At 65.7% G+C, this 17,722-nt stretch carries 11 protein-coding genes; 3 read left to right on the top strand and 8 right to left on the bottom strand.

The genetic code is table 11. The features are described from left to right. Nucleotides 1–161: 161 nt before the first annotated feature. Entirely contained in the window at nucleotides 162–992 is an 831-nt protein-coding gene (locus ABB30_RS15045; RefSeq protein WP_057639131.1) for an alpha/beta fold hydrolase, read from the bottom strand. Between the two features lie 331 nt (nucleotides 993–1,323). On the opposite strand from ABB30_RS15045, the gene ABB30_RS15040 reads away from it, so the two are divergent. Beyond that, complete coding sequence (locus ABB30_RS15040) at nucleotides 1,324–1,914, top strand: uracil-DNA glycosylase family protein (protein ID WP_057639130.1); 591 nt, start codon at nucleotides 1,324–1,326, stop codon at nucleotides 1,912–1,914. Nucleotides 1,915–2,049: 135 nt separating this feature from the next. Here ABB30_RS15040 and ABB30_RS15035 read toward each other — a convergent pair whose 3' ends face one another. From ABB30_RS15035 to ABB30_RS15025, 3 genes are all read right to left on the bottom strand, one after another. After that, nucleotides 2,050–3,066 carry a 3-oxoacyl-ACP synthase III gene (locus ABB30_RS15035; RefSeq protein WP_057639129.1) on the bottom strand — a complete coding sequence of 339 codons (1,017 nt, stop codon included), beginning with the start codon at nucleotides 3,064–3,066 and terminating at the stop codon, nucleotides 2,050–2,052. A 105-nt stretch (nucleotides 3,067–3,171) separates the two neighbouring features. Then, nucleotides 3,172–3,489, bottom strand: coding sequence for a DUF4156 domain-containing protein (locus ABB30_RS15030; RefSeq protein ID WP_057639128.1), 318 nt, complete (start codon nucleotides 3,487–3,489; stop codon nucleotides 3,172–3,174). A 146-nt stretch (nucleotides 3,490–3,635) separates the two neighbouring features. Continuing rightward, nucleotides 3,636–6,503, bottom strand: coding sequence for a M16 family metallopeptidase (locus ABB30_RS15025; RefSeq protein ID WP_057639127.1), 2,868 nt, complete (start codon nucleotides 6,501–6,503; stop codon nucleotides 3,636–3,638). 300 nt (nucleotides 6,504–6,803) lie between these two features. On the opposite strand from ABB30_RS15025, the gene ABB30_RS15020 reads away from it, so the two are divergent. Further along, nucleotides 6,804–7,130 (top strand): hypothetical protein, encoded by a 327-nt coding sequence (locus ABB30_RS15020; RefSeq protein WP_057639126.1) that lies wholly within the window; start codon nucleotides 6,804–6,806, stop codon nucleotides 7,128–7,130. Nucleotides 7,131–7,160: 30 nt separating this feature from the next. After that, nucleotides 7,161–7,640, top strand: coding sequence for a tRNA (uridine(34)/cytosine(34)/5-carboxymethylaminomethyluridine(34)-2'-O)-methyltransferase TrmL (gene trmL, locus ABB30_RS15015; RefSeq protein ID WP_057639125.1), 480 nt, complete (start codon nucleotides 7,161–7,163; stop codon nucleotides 7,638–7,640). Nucleotides 7,641–7,699: 59 nt separating this feature from the next. Here the strand turns inward: trmL and ABB30_RS15010 are convergent, their stop codons facing one another. The 4 genes from ABB30_RS15010 to ABB30_RS14995 all read right to left on the bottom strand — a co-directional run bounded on the left by ABB30_RS15010 (nucleotide 7,700) and on the right by ABB30_RS14995 (nucleotide 17,594). After that, nucleotides 7,700–9,046 (bottom strand): DUF11 domain-containing protein, encoded by a 1,347-nt coding sequence (locus tag ABB30_RS15010; protein WP_161808875.1) that lies wholly within the window; start codon nucleotides 9,044–9,046, stop codon nucleotides 7,700–7,702. Nucleotides 9,047–9,308: 262 nt separating this feature from the next. Next, a complete protein-coding gene (locus ABB30_RS15005) occupies nucleotides 9,309–10,706 on the bottom strand; it encodes a DUF11 domain-containing protein (RefSeq protein WP_161808874.1) in 1,398 nt (465 codons plus the stop codon). A gap of 71 nt (nucleotides 10,707–10,777) precedes the next feature. Then, entirely contained in the window at nucleotides 10,778–14,473 is a 3,696-nt protein-coding gene (locus tag ABB30_RS15000; RefSeq protein ID WP_057639122.1) for a hypothetical protein, read from the bottom strand. A 10-nt stretch (nucleotides 14,474–14,483) separates the two neighbouring features. Further along, complete coding sequence (locus ABB30_RS14995) at nucleotides 14,484–17,594, bottom strand: OmpA family protein (RefSeq protein ID WP_161808873.1); 3,111 nt, start codon at nucleotides 17,592–17,594, stop codon at nucleotides 14,484–14,486. Nucleotides 17,595–17,722 lie beyond the last annotated feature (128 nt).

Genomic DNA, 17,722 nt, shown 5'->3' with positions numbered 1-17,722 from the left:
GCCCAAGACACAAGCGCACCTGGGCGCGACGGGCTTTACCGGCCAAAGCAGAAGCATCGCGGCCGGGGCCGGCTCCGACAACAGCACGGCCAGTCGCGCAGGCAAACAAAAAGCCGCACCTCAACGGTGCGGCTCTGACGTCCAGCGACGCCCCCGGTGACTCAATCGATCGGGTTGTCGGCCAGGAACTGGCGTACTGCCGGCACGATCACCTCGTGCTTGTCTTCCAGCACGTAGTGGTTGGCATCTTCAAATGCCATCACCTGTGCGTTGGGCAGTGCCTGCCTGAAGGTGCGCAGGAAGGGGTAGTCAAAGCAGATGTCGCGCAGGCCCCAGGCAATGAAGGCCGGGCGGTCGGCAAAGGACGGCAAGGCTTCACCGGCGCGGGTCAGCAGCGACCAGCCACGGTCATCCGGCCCCAGCGGGATGTCCTGCATGAAGCGGATGGTGGAGATGCGGTTGTCCCAGTTGTTGTACGGGGCCACATAGGCGGCGCGCACATCGGCCGGCATGCGCCGCGACACGCCCAGCCACGAGGCACCGGCGGAAAACGCATTGAAGGTGCGGATGAACCACTCACCGATACGCCAGTGGCGACCGATGGCGATCTGCCAGGGCATCGGCTTGTCGGCCGGCATCGGGAAGGCGGCGGTGTTGGTGATCACCAGGCGCTTGACCTGGTGGTGGTGGCTCAGCGCCCAGCCGAAGCCGATCATACCGCCCCAGTCGTGCACGGCCAGGGTGATCGGGCCAGTGACCTCCAGGTGGTCCAGCAGCGCGGTGACATCGTCCACCCGCGACTGCAGGGTGTAGTCGTAGGCGCTGTCATCGGGCTTGTCCGACAGGCCCATGCCGATGTGGTCGGGCACGATGCAGCGGTACTGATCACTCAGGCCGTTGACCAGGTGCCGCCACAGGTAGCTCCAGGACGGGTTGCCGTGCAGCATCACGATGACCTCGCCCTCGCGCGGGCCGGCATCGATGTAGTTCATCCACACGCCCGGGCGGACTTCGAAGCGGGCGGTCTGGTCGGGGTAGCTGGGGAAACGGGACAAGGCAATCACGCGGGAACGAAAGAGCAGGCGCGCATTGTAATCGCCCGCGCCGGTGCACAGGGGCCCCGGACACTGCCTTGCAGCAGGCAGCAGGAAGCAGGCCGCGCCGGGCAGCCGCATACGCCGCGCTCCCGCAAGCTCAGGCATGCTTGCCGGCCCGCCGTGGTGCCGGGCTGCAGCAAGCCGGCAGACACAGCATCATGATGGCCACCGCCAGCGGCGCCTGAAGCACCGCGCCCCTGGCCTGCAAGCGATGGAGCCACCGGACATGAGCGAACCCTTTACCACGCTGCTGCAGCGTATCCGCGCCTGCTGCCTGTGCCGGGCCGAGCTGCCGCTGGGCTGCCGCCCGGTGGTGCAGGCCGCGCCACAGGCCCGCCTGCTGATCGTCGGCCAGGCACCGGGGCGGCGCGTGCATGCCAGCGGCATTCCGTTCGACGATGCCAGCGGGCAGCGCCTGCGCCAGTGGCTGGGCATCGACAGCACGACCTTCTACGACCCGCGCAGGGTGGCGATCGTGCCGATGGGCTTCTGCTACCCCGGCAGCGGCCGCAGTGGCGACCTGCCGCCGCGCCCGGAATGCGCCCCCACCTGGCACCCACAGCTGCTGCCACGGCTGGCCCGGGTGCAGCTGCGCCTGGCCATCGGCCAGTACGCCCAGGCCGGCCTGCTCGGCGCCAGCCGCGGGCGCACCCTGACCGAGACCGTGCAGGCCTGGCGCGGGCACCTGCAACGCGGTGTGCTGCCGCTGCCCCACCCCAGCCCGCGCAACCGGCTGTGGCTGGCGCGCAACCCGTGGTTTGAAGCCGAACTGCTGCCGGAACTGCGCCAGCGCGTGGCTGCCGCACTGGACACCTGAGCACCGCCCGCACCGGCAGCAGGCCATCAACGCGGCCGGTCGGCCGCAAGGGCCGGCGCCGGAAACGACAACGCCCGCTCGGTGGCGGGCGTCAGCGCAGGGACGGGCCGGACAGCGGCGGCAGCGCTGCCGCGCTTACCAGACCACCTCGGCCATCGAGCAGTTCAAGCCCGAGCCGATGCCCATCAGGCCGATCCGGTCGCCCTTCTTCAGGCGTCCCAGCTCGTTGAGCTTGCTCAGAACGATCGGCACCGATGCCGGGCCGATGTTGCCGAATTCGCCGAAGATGGTCATCACCTTGGTCGGCTCGATGGCCAGGGTCTTGATGAAGGCCTTGGTGTGCGGCTGGCTGACCTGGTGGATCACGAACTGGGCCAGGTCCTCGACCTTCCAGCCGAACTGCTCGCTGGCGGCCTTGAAGGTCTTCTCGGCCAGGCGGATGCCCTCGATCAGCAGCGAACGGGTGTCGGTGACCATGCGGTCCAGGTTGCCCAGGCACAGGTGGCTGAACTGGTTGGCCGAACGGGTCACCGCGCCACGGTAGCGCGGGGCGTCCGGGGCCAACGAACGGTGGCACAGCAGCATCGCGGCCGCACCGGAACCGGTGGTCAGCGCGGCCAGCTCGTTCTTCACCTCTTCGGCGGTCACGTCCGGGCGGCTCAGGCGCTCGATGGTCTTTTCATAGACCAGGTTGGAGGTTTCCGCGTCCACGATCAGGGCGTACTGCACATCGCCCACTTCGATCAGGCGCGCGGCCATGTCCATGCCGTTGACGAAGGCCAGGCAGGCGTTGGCGATGTCAAAGGTGATGCAGCGGTCGCCCACGCCCAGCTTGCCGGACACGATGGCCGCGGTGGACGGCTCCAGGTAGTCACGGCTGACCGAGGTGTTGATCACCATGCCCAGCTGGTCGGCGCGCACGCCGGTCTGCTCGAGCACGCGGCGGGCGGCCATGCCGGCGCCGTCGGAGGCCTGGGTACCCGGGTCCCACAACCGGCGCGCATGCACGCCGGCAATGTCTCCGAGCATGTCAGCGCGGATACGCAGACGCTCGAACGTCGGCTTCAGACGTTCGTTGATTTCCAGCGACGTCAGCGTGTGCGGCGCATCAATGTGCGCCAGTCCCGCGATGGAGACATTCTCAAAAAGCATCAGGGTGCGCCGGTAGTCAGGCGAAGGGGGGACTATTCTAGCGGCTGGCCAGCCACACCGCACGTCACCGTAGGGCGGGCTGGCAGCACACAGCGTGCCGGCGGCTCAGCGGGCCGGGCACTGCCAGGCGGCAAAACGCTGTTCACCATTGGCCGGCACGCCCTGCGGCTGCACGGTATTGGCCTGCACACTGTAGGCCTCGTTGCGGGCCAGGGTCTCCAGCTCTTCCTGAACACGCAGCGCGTTGCGCTCGTAGAAACCGACCTTGTCCTTCACCGTGACCACGATTTCGCCACGGGCCGTGCAGTTGGCCGGGGCCGCACCGGCCGGCAGCACACGCACCGCCTTGCCGGCGGCCTCGATCGGCACCCAGGTGCAGGCAGTGGTGGAGGCAAGCAGCAGGCCAGCAATGAGCAGACGCATGGGAGTTTCCTGAATATGAATCGAAGACATTGTGCCGGGTTTGCGGGCCAGCGGTTGGCCTGCGGCTGAATTGCGGCCATCCGGCCGATACGCAACGGGGCGATGCCGTTGGCACCGCCCCGTGCTGGCAGATGACCGCCCGGCGCTTACTTGACCGGGTTGCCCTCGCCGTCGATGACCTGCACCGTGCCCAGGTTCAGGGCGCGGATCGGGGCCTCGATCTGCTTCAGGTCGCCCACCACCACCCAGACCAGGGCCGCCGGGTCGATGCCCTTGGCCGCCTGCGTCACCTGGGCCGGGGTCATCGCCTCGATGGCCGCCTTGCGGGTGAACACATAGTCATCGGCGCGACCGTACAGGGCGTTGCTGCTCAGGGTGGACAGCACCGCACTGGCGGTTTCATAGGCGCCGGGCAGGCTCAGGGTCTGGATCGCGCGGATGCGGGCCACCTCGGCCTCGCTGGGCGGACGCTTGCCGCTGGCAAAGTCGGCGATCTCGCGCTGCAGCTCGGCCATCGACTCGGCGGTCTTGTCGATCTGCACCGGGGCCGAGACGATCCACGGGCGGGCGCCGAGGGCACCACTGATCGAGGCACGCACACCGTAGGACCAGTGCTTGTCCTCGCGCAGGTTCATGTTCAGGCGCGAGGTGAAGTCACCACCGAGCACGCCGTTGGCGATATCCAGTGCCAGCGCCCCGGCATCGGTGCCGGACGGCACCAGCTGGGCGGCAAACAGGTTGGCCTGGACCGCGCCGGGCTGGTCGATCAGGTACACGGTGCTGGCCTGCGGGCGGGTCACCTCGGTGCTGACGGCCAGCTGCGGCAGTTCGCCCTGCCCCTGCCAACCGGCCAGGGCGGTTTCCAGCGCCGGCAGCAGCTGTTCCATGGTGATGTCACCGGCCACCAGCAAGGTGCCGTGTTCCGGGCGGATCCACTTCTGGTGGAAGGCCACCAGTTCGTCACGGCTGAGCGAGGCGATGGCCTGCTCGTTGCCCGAACCGGTGAACGGCGCCGCATACGGGTGACCCTCGCCGTACAGCAGCTCCGGCAGCACACGCATGGCCACCGCTTCGGGGCGGGCACGCTCCTGCTTGATGCCGGCAATCCAGCTGGCGCGCACGCGGTCGATTTCCTTCTGCTCGTAGCGCGGGGCACGCAGCATGTCGGCAAACAGTGCCAGCGACGGGGCCAGGTTCTCGCGCAGGGCCGACAGGCTCACCGACAGGGTATCCAGCGAGGCACCGGCACCGGCGCGTGCGCCCAGTGCATCCAGCGCATCGCCGAAGGCCAGCGCATCACGCTGGCCGGCACCTTCACTGAGCAGGCCGGCGGCGAAGCTGGCGGTGCCCTGCTTGCCGCCCTGGTCGGCCGCAAAGCCACCCGGGAACTGGTAGCTCAGCTGCACCACCGGGATTTCATGACGCTGGGCCAGCACCACCTTGGTGCCGTTGGACAGGGTGGCGTGCTGGGCGGTGGGGAACTTCAGCTCCGGGAAGCTTTCGGTACGCGGCACACCGGCGCTGCGGTCCAGCGTGCTGGCGGTGGTGGTGAAGCGGGCCTCCGGGGCCGGCAGCTGCATCGGGGCCGGGGTCTGTGCCGGCTCTTCTTCCAGCACCTCACGCGGGCCGGGCACCACCACCAGGGTGTGGCTGCCCACGTCCAGCCACTTGTTGCCCACCGCGGTGAGCTGGGCAGCGGTGGTGGCCTGGATGTTGGCCAGCGAGGTGCGGAAGCAGCCCGGCTCACCTTCCATCACGGTGCATTCGGCCAGCGCATCGGCCTTGCCGCCGAAGCCGCCGATACGCTCGATGCCGCGCACGAAACCGGCGCGGAAAGCGGTCTTGGCCAGGTCGATTTCCGCCGCGGTGGCGCCCCGGTTGATCAGGCGCTCGATCTCCTGGTCGATGATCGCTTCCACCTGTGCCGGCTCCACGCCCTGCTTGACCGTGGCCATGACGATGAAATTGGAGCCCAGCTGCGAGCTGAAAACGCCGGCGCTGATGTTGTCCACCAGCTTGTCCTCATGCACCAGACGCTTGTCCAGGCGCGAGGACTTGGCCCCGCCCAGCACCCGGGCCAGCACCTGCAGCTGGTCCACATCCACGCTGCCGGCCTGGGCCACGTTCCAGGCCCGGTAGATGCGCGACTGCGGCACCTGGTCGGTCAGCTCCTCGCGGGTATCGGCGCTGCGCTTGGCCACGTTGACCGCCGGCTGGGCCATGGTCGGGCCGGCCGGGATGTCACCGAAGTAGCGGGTCACCTTCTCGCGGGCGGTGGCCAGGTCGATGTCACCGGCCAGCACCAGCACCGCATTGTTGGGGCCGTACCAGGCCTTGAACCACTGGTGCACGTCCTCCACCGAGGCGGCGTTGAGGTCGTTCATCGAGCCGATCACGCTGTGGTGGTACGGATGGCCCACCGGGTACAGGGCGCGGTTGAGGCGGTCCCAGACCTGGCCGTAGGGCTGGTTCTCGCCCTGGCGCTTTTCGTTCTGGACCACGCCGCGCTGCTCGTCGAGCACCTTCTGGTCGATCGCACCGAGCAGGTGGCCCATGCGGTCGGACTCCATCCACAGCGCCATGTCCAGCGCGGTGGTGGGCACGTTCTGGAAGTAGTTGGTGCGGTCGGTATTGGTGGTGCCGTTCTGGTTGGTGGCACCGACCTGCTTGAACGGCTCGAAGAACTCACCCGGGTGGTTCTCGCTGCCGTTGAACATCAGGTGTTCAAACAGGTGGGCAAAGCCGGAACGCCCGGCCGGTTCGTCCTTGCTGCCGACGTGGTACCAGATGTTGACCGCCACCACCGGCGCCTTGCGGTCGGTGTGCACCACCACGCGCAGGCCGTTGGGCAGGGTGAACTGTTCAAAGGGGATGTCCACACCGGTACTGGCCGGAGCGCTCACCGCGACCGGCGCACGCGCCTGCGCTTGAGCGGGAACCAGGCTCAAGCCGCTGCCCAGGGCCAGGGCCATGGCAGAGGCGAGCAACGCAATTCGGGGACGGGCAGTGGTCATTCCTTGTTCCTTGGCACGTGAATATCCGCCGATGGTAGTGCCTGGGGCGACCAAGAGGTATGGGCCGGCGGTCATGCCCCAGCCGCCCGGCAACGCCCCCGGGCGGTCGTCCGGAACGGACAGTGTCCGCAGAGTGGACAGATGATCCATCAGCAAACTCCTTTTATATCAATTGGTTGAAGTTGGCACGGTTGGTGCTGTGAGTTCACTGCGCACAACAAACGTCTGTACTTGTTGCGCCACCCGTAACGGTGTACTACATTGATACAACACCACGACGATAAAACTGGAGAGAACGCCATGAATGCCCGCTCGATTACCGCTGCCCTGATCCTCGTCCTGCTGCCTGCCTCCGCCGCCCTGGCCAGCGATGACGCCGCGATCCCTACCCTGTCTGCCGTGCAGGTCCGGCCCGATGCCAGCCAGCAACTCGAACGCCTGGCACGCAAGGTGGTGGACCTGGCCGCGGTGGAAGTGCGCCCGGATGCGCTGACCCTGCTCCAGGCCGCCGGCTTGGTGCCGGTCAACCTGGAGCACTGGATCGACATGCCGGCACTGCCGGCCCTGCCCTCCCGACCGCTGGTGCGCCTGCCTTACGAGGTACTGCCCTCGGCTCTGCAGCGCTGAACTGTTGCGGGGCGGGCGTAAACTAGGGCCATGTCTACGCCCCCCCTGTTCCACGTCATCCTGTTCGAGCCGGAAATCCCCCCCAATACCGGCAACATCATCCGCCTGTGCGCCAATACCGGTGCGCGCCTGCATCTGGTCAAGCCACTGGGCTTCGAGCTGGATGACAAGCATCTGCGCCGTGCCGGCCTGGATTACCACGAGTACGCCCAGCTGCAGGTGCACGACAGCCTCGCGCAGGCCTTGGCCGTGATTGCCCCGGCCCGCCTGTTTGCGTTTTCCACCCGCTCCCAGCAGCGCTATGACCAGGTGGCCTACGGCGATGGCGATGCCTTCCTGTTCGGCCCGGAATCACGCGGCCTGCCGCAGGCCGTGATCGATGCCCTGCCCTCCGGGCAGCGCCTGCGTCTGCCGATGCGCCCGGACAACCGCAGCCTGAACCTGTCCAACGCCGTGGCCGTGACCATGTTCGAAGCCTGGCGCCAGCACGACTTTGCCGGCGGCGCCTGACCGCACCGGCCAAGCGCACTGCCCGGCCCGCTTGCCGGGCAGTTTGTGGCCGCCACGGATCAAGGGGTGATACCCGTCGCCGTCACGGTGCAGGCCAGGCTCAGCACGACCTGGCCATTGGCGGGAAATTCCGGCAGCACCAGCCCGGTTCCCTGCAACTGGCTAACTGTCGGTGAGGCCGGGCACTGTGCACTGCCGCTGGCCTGACAGCTGACGCTGCTGCAGCTCAGTCCGGCCACCGCCGGGTCACGAATCACCGCGCCATTGGCCGCATCCGGGCCGTTGTTGCGTGCCGTCAGGGTGTAGGTCACCGCCTGCCCGGTGCGCCAGGGGCTTGCAGGCGTACTGCTCTTGCTCAGTGCCAGGCTGGAAGCTGCCGCGCGGTTGGTGATGGTGCAGGTGACCTCCTGCCCCGCGGCCAAAGGCGGCAATCGCCAACGAGGATTGGCAGCCGTACCGACCTGGGTCAAGGCCAGCGCAGTACCACCGCTGACATTGCTGCAACTGGCTGACACCACATACGGTGCCAGCGCGCCGGAAACCGCTGTCTCTTCGATGGTGACGCCGTTGCTGCCAGCCGCCACCGTGGTCTTGGGCATGGCCAGTGATGCATTGGTGCCGGTGGTATTGGCCACTTGCACCACGACGTCGTCCAGTTTGAGGCTCAGCCTGAATTGATCTGCTGCCTGAGCACGCCCGTCCTGGATGGCCTTGTTCAGCTGTACGGTAGGGGCAGCCTGTACCGCACCGATGCAACGCTGGGCGATGGTGGCCGAATCGGTCGGGTTGATCAGGTCCTGTCTAGCAAAAAACTGGGTCGTGGTACCGGTGACCGTGCGGTAACCCAGACGCATGTAGTTGCGCCCACCGGTATTGGCCCAGGCCACCCGCAGCAACAGACAACTGCCCACACCGGGTGAGGTGACCGAACCGATGCGCGAGAAGGTGTTCGAATCGGTGGTGTAGTCCGTCAAGGCGCCAACAGGAAGATCCCACGCAGCCGTGCGGTAGTTGTTCGCCCGCTGGTAATCAGTGGAAAGATCCACACGCGCATTGTCGTCATGGGCAATATAGAAGCCGATGTTGCCGGCCACCGGCATGCGCACCACGGTATAGGACATGCGGCCCATGGCATGCAAGCCGCAGGAGGCTCGGGACAGCGCCGTATTGCCACCCACGGCGGTATCCGGCCACACACACAGACGCGGTGCGGTCTGAGGCCAGTCCAGGCCGGCCTCGGTACCACTGCGTACCACCCCGCTGCCGCTGGCATGCAAAGCCAGCAGGGAATTGATGTCAGGATTATTGAAGGTAGTAGCAGGCGGATTGGCCGGCACATAATTGCGCCCGGCATAGTCTTCGAAGACCACACCGGACTGGGCGCTGGCCGTACCGGGAAGCAGCATCAGACCAAACAGGGCCGATAGCATCGGGAGTGCGAATCTGGCGGACATGGGGAAGTCTGCACATCGGGGGAATGTGCTCAAACTGCCATGCAGGCACTCATTTTCAGGTGAAGCAGACAGGCTTTTGCAGGAGATTTTTCCGCTGTCTGGCCGTGCAGGATCCCATGAAAAACAACCGAGACACTGCACGCACAAAGAACGCGCCACTGCAAAAAAATGGCCCGCTGCAAGCGGGCCATCTACGGCACCGGCAACAACGACCTCAATAACCGCTGGCAGTCACCGCACAGGTCAGGGTCAGGCGGATGCTGCCATTGACCGGAAAGGTGGGAATGGTGATGCCATTGCCCTGCAGTGCCGCCACCGTAACTGCCGATGCCTGTGGGCAGACAGCACCACCGCTGGAAGTGCAGGCAGCTGCCGTGCAGCTCACTCCGGCAACTGCCGGGTCACGCAGCACCGCTCCGTTGGCATGGTTGGGGCCCGGATTTGTGGCCTGCAGGGTATAGGTCACTGGATCACCCGTGCGCAGGGTATCGGACTGCGACACCGAACTGGTCTTGCTCAAGCTGAGATTGGCACTGGGCGGGGTATTGGTGATGGTGCAGCTGACTTTGTCACCCGATACCGGTGCATCCATCGACCAGCTGAAACCATTGGCACCATTGTTGCCCGCCGTCAGAGGGACGTTTACCGGCGATTGATTGGTCAGAGTAGTCTTGCGGCAACTGGCCATCGGTGAATAATTGAGCAATAGCGCACCACCGGCAGGAATTTCTTCAATGGTGATGCGCTCGCTGCCCGTGCTCAGATTGGCCGTGGGCAGTGGGTAGCGCAATTGGGAACCTGTGGTGGTCTGGGTAACCACGACATTGCTGCCACGGCGCACGTTCAAAGTGAACTGGTCAGCGTCATTGATACGCCCGCCTACGATCTCCTTGGTCAGGCTCACTTCCGGTGCAATCACCGCACCGGTGCAACGGCGCTGGATGCTGGCCACATCCAAAGGATCGATGAAATCGGATTTATCGAATTCCTGGTTCTCCCGGTCACTGCCAGTGCCGCCATTGAAATTACTGATGCGATAACGCAAGCGCAAATGGTTCAGGCCGCCGTTGTTGACCCAGGCCAAACGCACCAATGCACAACTTCCGACCGAGGGGGAGTTGTAAGTACCCAGAGGCACCCAGCGATCGGCAGCCACATAGGTGGATAGCTGGCCTACCTCATAAGTCCAGTTCGCATTGCGGTAATTGGAACCAATATCGATATCGCTGGAAAAATCCACTTTCAGGTCGTCATCGTGGGCCACGCGCAACTGGACATTGCCGGCCACCGGGAAGCGCACCACCGTATAGGCAATACGGCCCATCTTCCACTTGGCACAGGCGGCCCGTGACGATGCCGAATCCTTGCCGATATCCCCCATGTCACAGAGCTCGGGATTTTTGCCAAGCCATTCAATGGTATCGCGGGTACCGGAATCAACCACCGCACCAGGGACTCCCTGCAATGCCATCAGGCGCGGGATATTGCCCACACCATTGACCTGACGGCTGAGGTTGTCAAAGTTCGGCGTCGGCGAATTGGCCGGCACATCGGCCTTGCCACGGTAATCCTCGAAACGGATGCCGTTCTGTGCCAGCGCCGCCGGCGCCACGGCCAGCAGGCCGGCGATCAGTGCCCCCGCACCGATCGCGTTGATTTCCTTCCTCATGAAAACATCCACTGTCAATAAACCCCGGTGAGATTGATGAAGAACCCGCGATGGTCGTAATCGAAATTGGTCAGGTCATCACTGAAATCGGTGAAGTTGTAACCCAGACCAACGCGGAAATTCTTGTTGATGTCGCGGTCCACACCGACCAGGAAGCCACTGCGACTGCCGCCGTTGTCCACATCCAGCCAGCGGTACTCAGCCAGCGCATGCCACTGCTGACGCAGGTCATAACGCACCTGGCCGGCGACAAACGTGGTAGCCGAATCAAACCAGGGGCCGGTGCCACGGCCATAGCGCACTTCGCCCTCGCGGCGGGCCGCCTTGGCGGCCAGTTCCCAGTTGTGTCCGGCCTGGTAGATACCTTCCAGTGACAGCACCTGGGTGCGCTGGTCGTAATTGATTTCGCTGATCTGGCCCAGCGTGGACAGGTCATACAGGTAGGTGTAACGGCCGAACACTGCCCAGCGGGTACTGTCCCACGGGCGCCAGGCAAAGCCGACATTGCCTTCGATGAACTTGGCATCGGCCAGGGCGTTGATACGGTCTTCGGTCTGCGAGTAGTTGAAGCGGGCGGCAATGCGCCAGCTGTCATTGATGCGGTGGGTCAGGCGGTTGGTGCTGACCCACTGCTCGCGCTGCTCGGCACCACTGTCACGCCGCCATTCCAGCTTGCTGTTCCAGTCGGTCGCAGCCGAGGTGTGGCCCCCGTTGAGGCTGATGGCCTTGCGCCGGACGATGCCACCGGCGAGGTTTTCCAGCTCGCCGTGCTGCAGGGCAAAGCCGGTGTTCCAGCCCTGGGCCGGCAGGAAATCCATGCCGAAGGTATGGGCCAGGCCGGATTCACCGCGGCTCTTGAGGAACTGGCTTTCGTTGTACAGGCTGGCCTGGTTGGACAGGCGCCAGCGCTGGCCGACGGTCCAGCCATTTTGCTGGGACGGATTGAACAGCGGGTCGTAGGCCGTGCTGTCGGTGGACCAGGTGTAGCTGCCGTACAGGCTGTGGTCCGGGGCCAGGCGGTATTCACCGGTGATGCTGACCGCTTCGCCGCGATCACCGCTGGACACCTCGCCACCGATCGAGGACAGGTTGCCGAACAGGTACTTGCCGCCGAGGATCACGGCATTATTGTCCTGGTAGGCGCCGCCATCGTCATCCACGGTCAGCTGGCCGGTGGCATACAGCTCCAGGTTGGAACCAAAACGCTGCAGGAACTTCAACGCCGCCAGGGTGCCGGCGGCATCGCCGCTGTTGCGGCGCTCATCCAGGCGGCGCAGTTCGGCACTGAGCGTGCTGCGTTCATTGATGTCCCATTCGGCGGTCAGCTGGGCCTGGCGCAGGCTTTCGCCATCACGATCGGCACGGGTGGCACGCAGGTACACGCCCAGGCGCGAGTTGATCTGACCCAGCACTTCGGCACCAACCTCGCGGATGTCCGCGCCACGGTCCATGCGCCCGGTGGAATAGCCGGCCTCGACATCACGCCACCAGGCACCGGCACTCCAGTCCAGCTCGGTCCAGCCCAGCTCACGCAGGTTGATGCGAGCTTCCACCGCGCGTGCTTCGCCCTCCTGCGGCCCGTTGCTGCCCAGCTGGGTGAAGCTCAAACCGCCGTTGTCGGAGAAGAACACCGGTGTAGCGGTGGCTTCGGTGCGTGCCACTTCGGCCTTCAGGTAGGTGCCGCGGCCAGCCTGCACGGTGATGTCTGCCCCGCTGAGCTGGTAATCCTGGCCACCGCGGTTTTCCTGCACATGGGTCAGGCCGATACCAAGATTGTCGCCAAACCAGTGCTTGGCCCGCACACCGGCGGTCACCTCGTCCGGATCAAAACCGGTGGGCACCCATTCGTAATCCACCAGCAGACGCTGCTCCAGGCCATCCAGCGGATTGGTCCGGGTCAGGCTGGGCATGTTGTTGAGGGTGATCTGGGCCAGCGGCCGGGTCAGGATGATGCGGCCCTGCAGCTCGTCGATCTCGTAATCGGCACCGCGCTGCAGCTCCACCCGCTGCTCGGTGCGCCCGGTCGTCGTGTCGCGGACCTCCAGCACCACCTGGTCAGAACCGGGCAGGATGTCGGTGTGGCGCAGGTAATACAGGCTGCCGCCGGTGCCGATGAACTCGCTGTGGCCCGGCGCGGTCTGCGCCTCGGAAGCGAACAGGCGCAGCTCGCTCTTCGCATCGCCCCAGGCATTGCTGGCATTGGAACGCCAGTTCAGCGCCGCGCCGTACAGCGAGCGCACGTACTGGCCGTACTCGGTGCCGGTCAGGCCGGTGCCATAGTTGCCCCACAGGGCCTGGTTCTTGTCCCAGTCCACCCGCAGGTAGAAGCGGCCCATGGTGTCCACATCACGCCAGGTGGTGGAGTCATCGCCATACACCGGGTAGTACAGGTCCGGGTCCAGGCGCCGGAAGATGTCGGTCGGGTTGGCCTTGGAAAAACCATCGAACAGGTGTTCCAGGTCGCGCTCGGTGGTGTCGGCCTGGGCGGTGACCAGGTAGCGCCCGGCCAGCTTGGCCTTGCCGTAGAACGCCAGCCGGCCATCGCTGATGATGTCATCGGCATAACGCGGATCCACCTGCAGGGCGGCGGTCGAACCACCCACCTTGTTCTGGGCGATGGTCACATCGGCCAGGCCGACGCCAAAGAAATAGCGCCCGCTGACATCCACGTGCAGGGCATGCTCCTGTGCCGGCAGCTGGCCCTGCTTGACCCCGATGACGAAGTCATGGCTGCCCACCGGCATCAGGTACTCGGCAACGAACTTGCGCTCCAGATCGACCGGATAGGACTCACCGTTGATGGTCAGGCCCATGCCCTCGGCAATGTTGCGGCCCTGCACCCGCACGCGCGAACCGCGGATGCCGATGTTCTGCTGGCGCAGGCCGTTGCCGGCAAACACCTCGTCAATCAGGCTCTGCTGCTGCGCCTGCTCCAGGCTCAGGGCGGTGCCTTGGGCCTTTTCGGTGGCTTCGCGCAGACGCCGGCCACTGCCATCAGCCTCGGCCTGGCTGACCAGCTGGATCGCGCGCGGCTGGGTTTCATCGACATTGCCATCGGCACCGTAGGCGCGCAGCACATAGGCCAACTGGTCGCCCTGGCGATAGCGGTAGCGTTCGGGCAGCTTGCCATCCCATTGCAGGCGGCTGACATTGGCCACCGGCATGGACAGGGTGACCAGCGGGTCGACCAGGTCAGCATCGCCGGCGCGGTAGATCAGCAGCTCATAGCGCTGGATGAAGGCCGGATAGTTGCTGCGCGCATAGAACTCCAGCGGCTTGGCAATGCGGCCATCCTCGAAAGCCACGATGCCCGGGGCACCGATGGTCAGCTCCGGGGTACCCAGGGTGGGGTCCTCGGTGGCCCAGACCACACCGCCGGCCGGCAGCTGCAGCATGAACTTGCCGCGGATCTCGGCACTGCCCGGGGCCAGCTCGCTGCCCTGCTCGTGGATGATGCTGACCCGGCGGTCCGGCTGCAGCGCCTGCGCCCCGGAGGCCGCATCGGTGCCCTGCGACACCGGCTTGTCCCAGCTGCGCGTGCGCAACTGGAACAGCATCTGCTCGTCCTGCCGGCAGCCCTGGGCATCACAGGCCATGGCGGTATCCCCGGCAACATCCTTGGCTGCCTGGGCATGGGCCGCCGGCACAGCGGCCATGGCGGCAATGATGCTCAGCAGGGCGCCATCCAACAATTTGATCTTGGTCTTCATGGCCGCTTCCTTACTCGCGTCCTGCATCAATCGGTGCGGTGGTATCGCTGCTGGCATCCACGCGTACGTTGTCCCTGACATCCGGGCTGAGCCGTCGCATCAACGCCTCATGCACGGCCCTGGCCCGGCGCAGGCCCAATGCAGCGTTGTAGGCATGGCTGCCGCGCACATCGGTATGGCCGACGATGGCCACCGTGCCGCCCTTGCGCTGCTGCAGGCGGGCTGCAACCGCATCGAGCAGGGCCTCGAACTCAGGCTTGATCACCGCCTTGTCGGTATCGAACAGCACCGTGCCCAGCAGCAGGTCTTCACCCTGCAGGCCCACCACGGTGCTGGCCGCCTCAGCAGCCTTGCTGCGGACCTGGACCTGCACCTTGGCCGACAGTTCGGCACCCAGCGCCTGCTGCAATGCCTGCTGCACAGCCTCGGCGCGGGCCATCGCCAGCACCTGGCCTTCGCCATCGGCGGCAATCACCACCTCGCCACCGTCGTAGCTGCGCACACGCTGGGCCACCTGCTCGATCACCGGCAGGTACTGCGGCTGCAGGGTGGATGCCCCCGGGGCGAACAGCACCTGCCCCATCTCCAGTTCGACCTGCTCGTTGCGGCCACCGATCTGCTCGGCCGGCAGACGCACACCGAAGTCGAAGCGGGCCGGCATGCCGGGAGTGATCCGGCGCAGCAGCGGGTTGTCCGTGGTGAACTGCGCACCGGCCGGCAGGGTGGACGGATCCACCTTGAGCACGTGGTTGCGGCCACGCGCCTGCTCGCCGGCGCTGATGCCCACCAGGTGGTAGCGGCCGAACTGGTCGGTCTCCATCAGCAGGCCTTCCACCGAGGCGATACGCACCCCCGGAATGCCGCGCTCATCGATACCGGTGTTGCGGATCACATACGCCACCTCGACACCATCGGCGACCGGGCTGACGCGGCGTTCCACCTGCAGTTCGGCCGAGCTCAGGCCATCGGCGGCATCGCCCTGGCGGCTGATGCTGGCCTGGCCATCGGCGCCCATGGTCAAGCCCAGACCCTGGCGGCTGCGCAAGGTGAAGTCGCCGGTGAAGGCCGGCTCGCGCAGGCGCTGGCGGATCACCACGGTACCGGCCTGGCCGTTGTCGGCGCTGGAGGAACGCCCCACCAGGGTGCCCACCGCCACACCGTGCAGCAGCGGCGAGCTGGCATCGGCCAGCGGCTCGCGCACCCCGTCACGCTCGATGGTGGTGGAGTTGGCGATGTAGGCCTGCGCATCGAAACCACCCTGCACGAACACCTCGCTCAGGCGGGCACTGGCCTGGCGGCCGTCACCGTTGCGGTCATCGAACACGGTGCCCAGCAGCAGGCTGTCTTCCAGCAGCGGGTCACCGGCGATGGTCACCTGGGCACTGGCCTCGTTGGAGAGCACATTGCCATCCACGTCACGCACCTGGGCGCGGTTGACCTGGACACCGTTGCGCACACCGGCGCCCACCCGCATCAGGTAGACCAGCTGGGCCTTCTGCCCAGCCGCAATATCGATGCCGGTGAAGTGGGTCGGCGAACCACTGCTGGCCTGGGCGGCGTTGTCACCATCGATGACCACCAGCGAATCGGCCACCAGGCTGAAGCCGGCCGGTGCGGTATCGATCACCACCCCGTTGACCAGATTGGCATCGCCAAGGTTTTCCACTTCCAGGGTGTAACGCACCAGGTCACCGATGCGGGCCTCGCGCACGGCTGCCACCTTGCTGATGCGCAGGTTCACTTCGCGCGCCACCGGGGTGATGGTCTGGCAGGTTTCGCACAGCGGCTGGCCCGGATCACCCGGCAGGCTCGGTGTGGTGCTGTTGGGATCCTGCTCGATCGCCACCACGGTGTTGCGCACTTCGGCACCGGCATTGGCAGCCACACGGGCCTGGTAGGTCACCGTGTACTGGCCCGGCAGATGGCCGGCGGCCAGGATGCAGGTCAGTTCACGCGAGCAGCTGAAGGCACCGGCATTGGTCACCCCGACAAACTCCAGGCCTTCGCCCAGGGTGTCGATCAGGCTGATGTCGCCGGCATTGGCGGCCAGTTCCAGGCTCAGGACCAGGGTGAAGTCGAGCACATCGCCCGGGCGTACGGTCTGGGTCTGGGCCACCGACTTGCTCACCCGCGCCACCGACTTGATCACCGGGGTGGTGGTGGTGCAGCTCACACACTCCGGATCACCACCGCTGGCCACCACACTGTTGCCCACCGAACCGGTGGCATCGGCATCCACGGTGGTGGTGTAGACCACCTCGTAGGTACCCGGCAGGGTGCCGGCCGGCAGCACGCAGTTGCCCAGGCTCGGGCAGCTGAAGCCGGTGCTGCTGGTAAAGGCAGCAAAGGTCTGCTTGCCGCTCAGGGTGTCGACCAGGACCAGGTTCTGGGTCAGGGCCGATCCACCCACCACCACCTCGATGGTGTAGGTCAGGGTGTCGCCCGGCTTGACCTCGCCGGTCTTGTCGACCGACTTGTTCACCGTGACGCTGGGCACCACCACCGGCGTGGTCGTGGTGCAGGTGGTGCACACCGGGTCACCGCCCGTCGCCACCACGCTGTTGCCCACCGAACCGGTCGCATCGGCATCCACCGTGGTGGTGTAGACCAGCTGATAGGTACCGGGCACGGTGCCGGCCGGCAACACGCAGTTGCTCAGGTCCGGGCAGGTGAAACCGGTGGCGCTGGTGAAGGCTGCAAAGGTCTGCTTGCCCGACAGGGTGTCGACCAGGACCAGGTTCTGGATCAGATCGGCATCGGTCACCGTCACACCAATGGTGTAGGTCAGGGTATCGCCCGGGCTGACAGCAGCCGTCTTGTCCACCTGCTTGCTGACCGAGACACCCGGCTTGGCCACCGGGGTATCGGTGGTGCAAGCGCCGGTGGCGCACGGGGCGCCGCTCACCGTGTTGCTCACCGAGGTGCCGGCATCCACGGTCACGCGGGCCTTGTAGGTCACGGTGTGGGTGCCGATGGCGGCACCGGCCGACAGCGTGCACACCAGTGGATTGGCCGCATTGCAGCTGAAATCCGGCGCGACGATCGAACCAGCCACCAGCTCCAGGCCGGTACCCAGGGTATCGGTCAGGGTGGTCGCGGTGACGGTCTTGGCGTCGGTCACCACCCTGTACATTATACAAATCTGACGCTACCGACGATATGCAGGTAGTAGAAGTTGTGGCTAGACGTAAGAAAAAACACACAACAAATTAAAACAGAACATGCGACACAACAAACAACGGTACCACA

The organism is Stenotrophomonas ginsengisoli (assembly GCF_001431485.1).
GTDB lineage: Bacteria > Pseudomonadota > Gammaproteobacteria > Xanthomonadales > Xanthomonadaceae > Stenotrophomonas > Stenotrophomonas ginsengisoli.
The sequence above is the reverse complement of the archived record's forward strand: the minus strand, read 5'-3'. Positions and strand labels throughout refer to the sequence as shown.

Bases quoted from the DNA above. Each gene is read 5' to 3' on its own strand.
- ABB30_RS15030 (WP_057639128.1), bottom strand. From the start codon at position 3,489: ATGCGTCTGCTCATTGCTGGCCTGCTGCTTGCCTCCACCACTGCCTGC.
- trmL (WP_057639125.1), top strand. From the start codon at position 7,161: ATGTCTACGCCCCCCCTGTTCCACGTCATCCTGTTCGAGCCGGAAATC.
- ABB30_RS15045 (WP_057639131.1), bottom strand. From the start codon at position 992: ATGAACTACATCGATGCCGGCCCGCGCGAGGGCGAGGTCATCGTGATG.
- ABB30_RS15010 (WP_161808875.1), bottom strand. From the start codon at position 9,046: ATGCTGCTTCCCGGTACGGCCAGCGCCCAGTCCGGTGTGGTCTTCGAA.
- ABB30_RS15040 (WP_057639130.1), top strand. From the start codon at position 1,324: ATGAGCGAACCCTTTACCACGCTGCTGCAGCGTATCCGCGCCTGCTGC.
- ABB30_RS15020 (WP_057639126.1), top strand. From the start codon at position 6,804: ATGAATGCCCGCTCGATTACCGCTGCCCTGATCCTCGTCCTGCTGCCT.
- ABB30_RS15035 (WP_057639129.1), bottom strand. From the start codon at position 3,066: ATGCTTTTTGAGAATGTCTCCATCGCGGGACTGGCGCACATTGATGCG.
- ABB30_RS15025 (WP_057639127.1), bottom strand. From the start codon at position 6,503: ATGACCACTGCCCGTCCCCGAATTGCGTTGCTCGCCTCTGCCATGGCC.
- ABB30_RS15000 (WP_057639122.1), bottom strand. From the start codon at position 14,473: ATGAAGACCAAGATCAAATTGTTGGATGGCGCCCTGCTGAGCATCATT.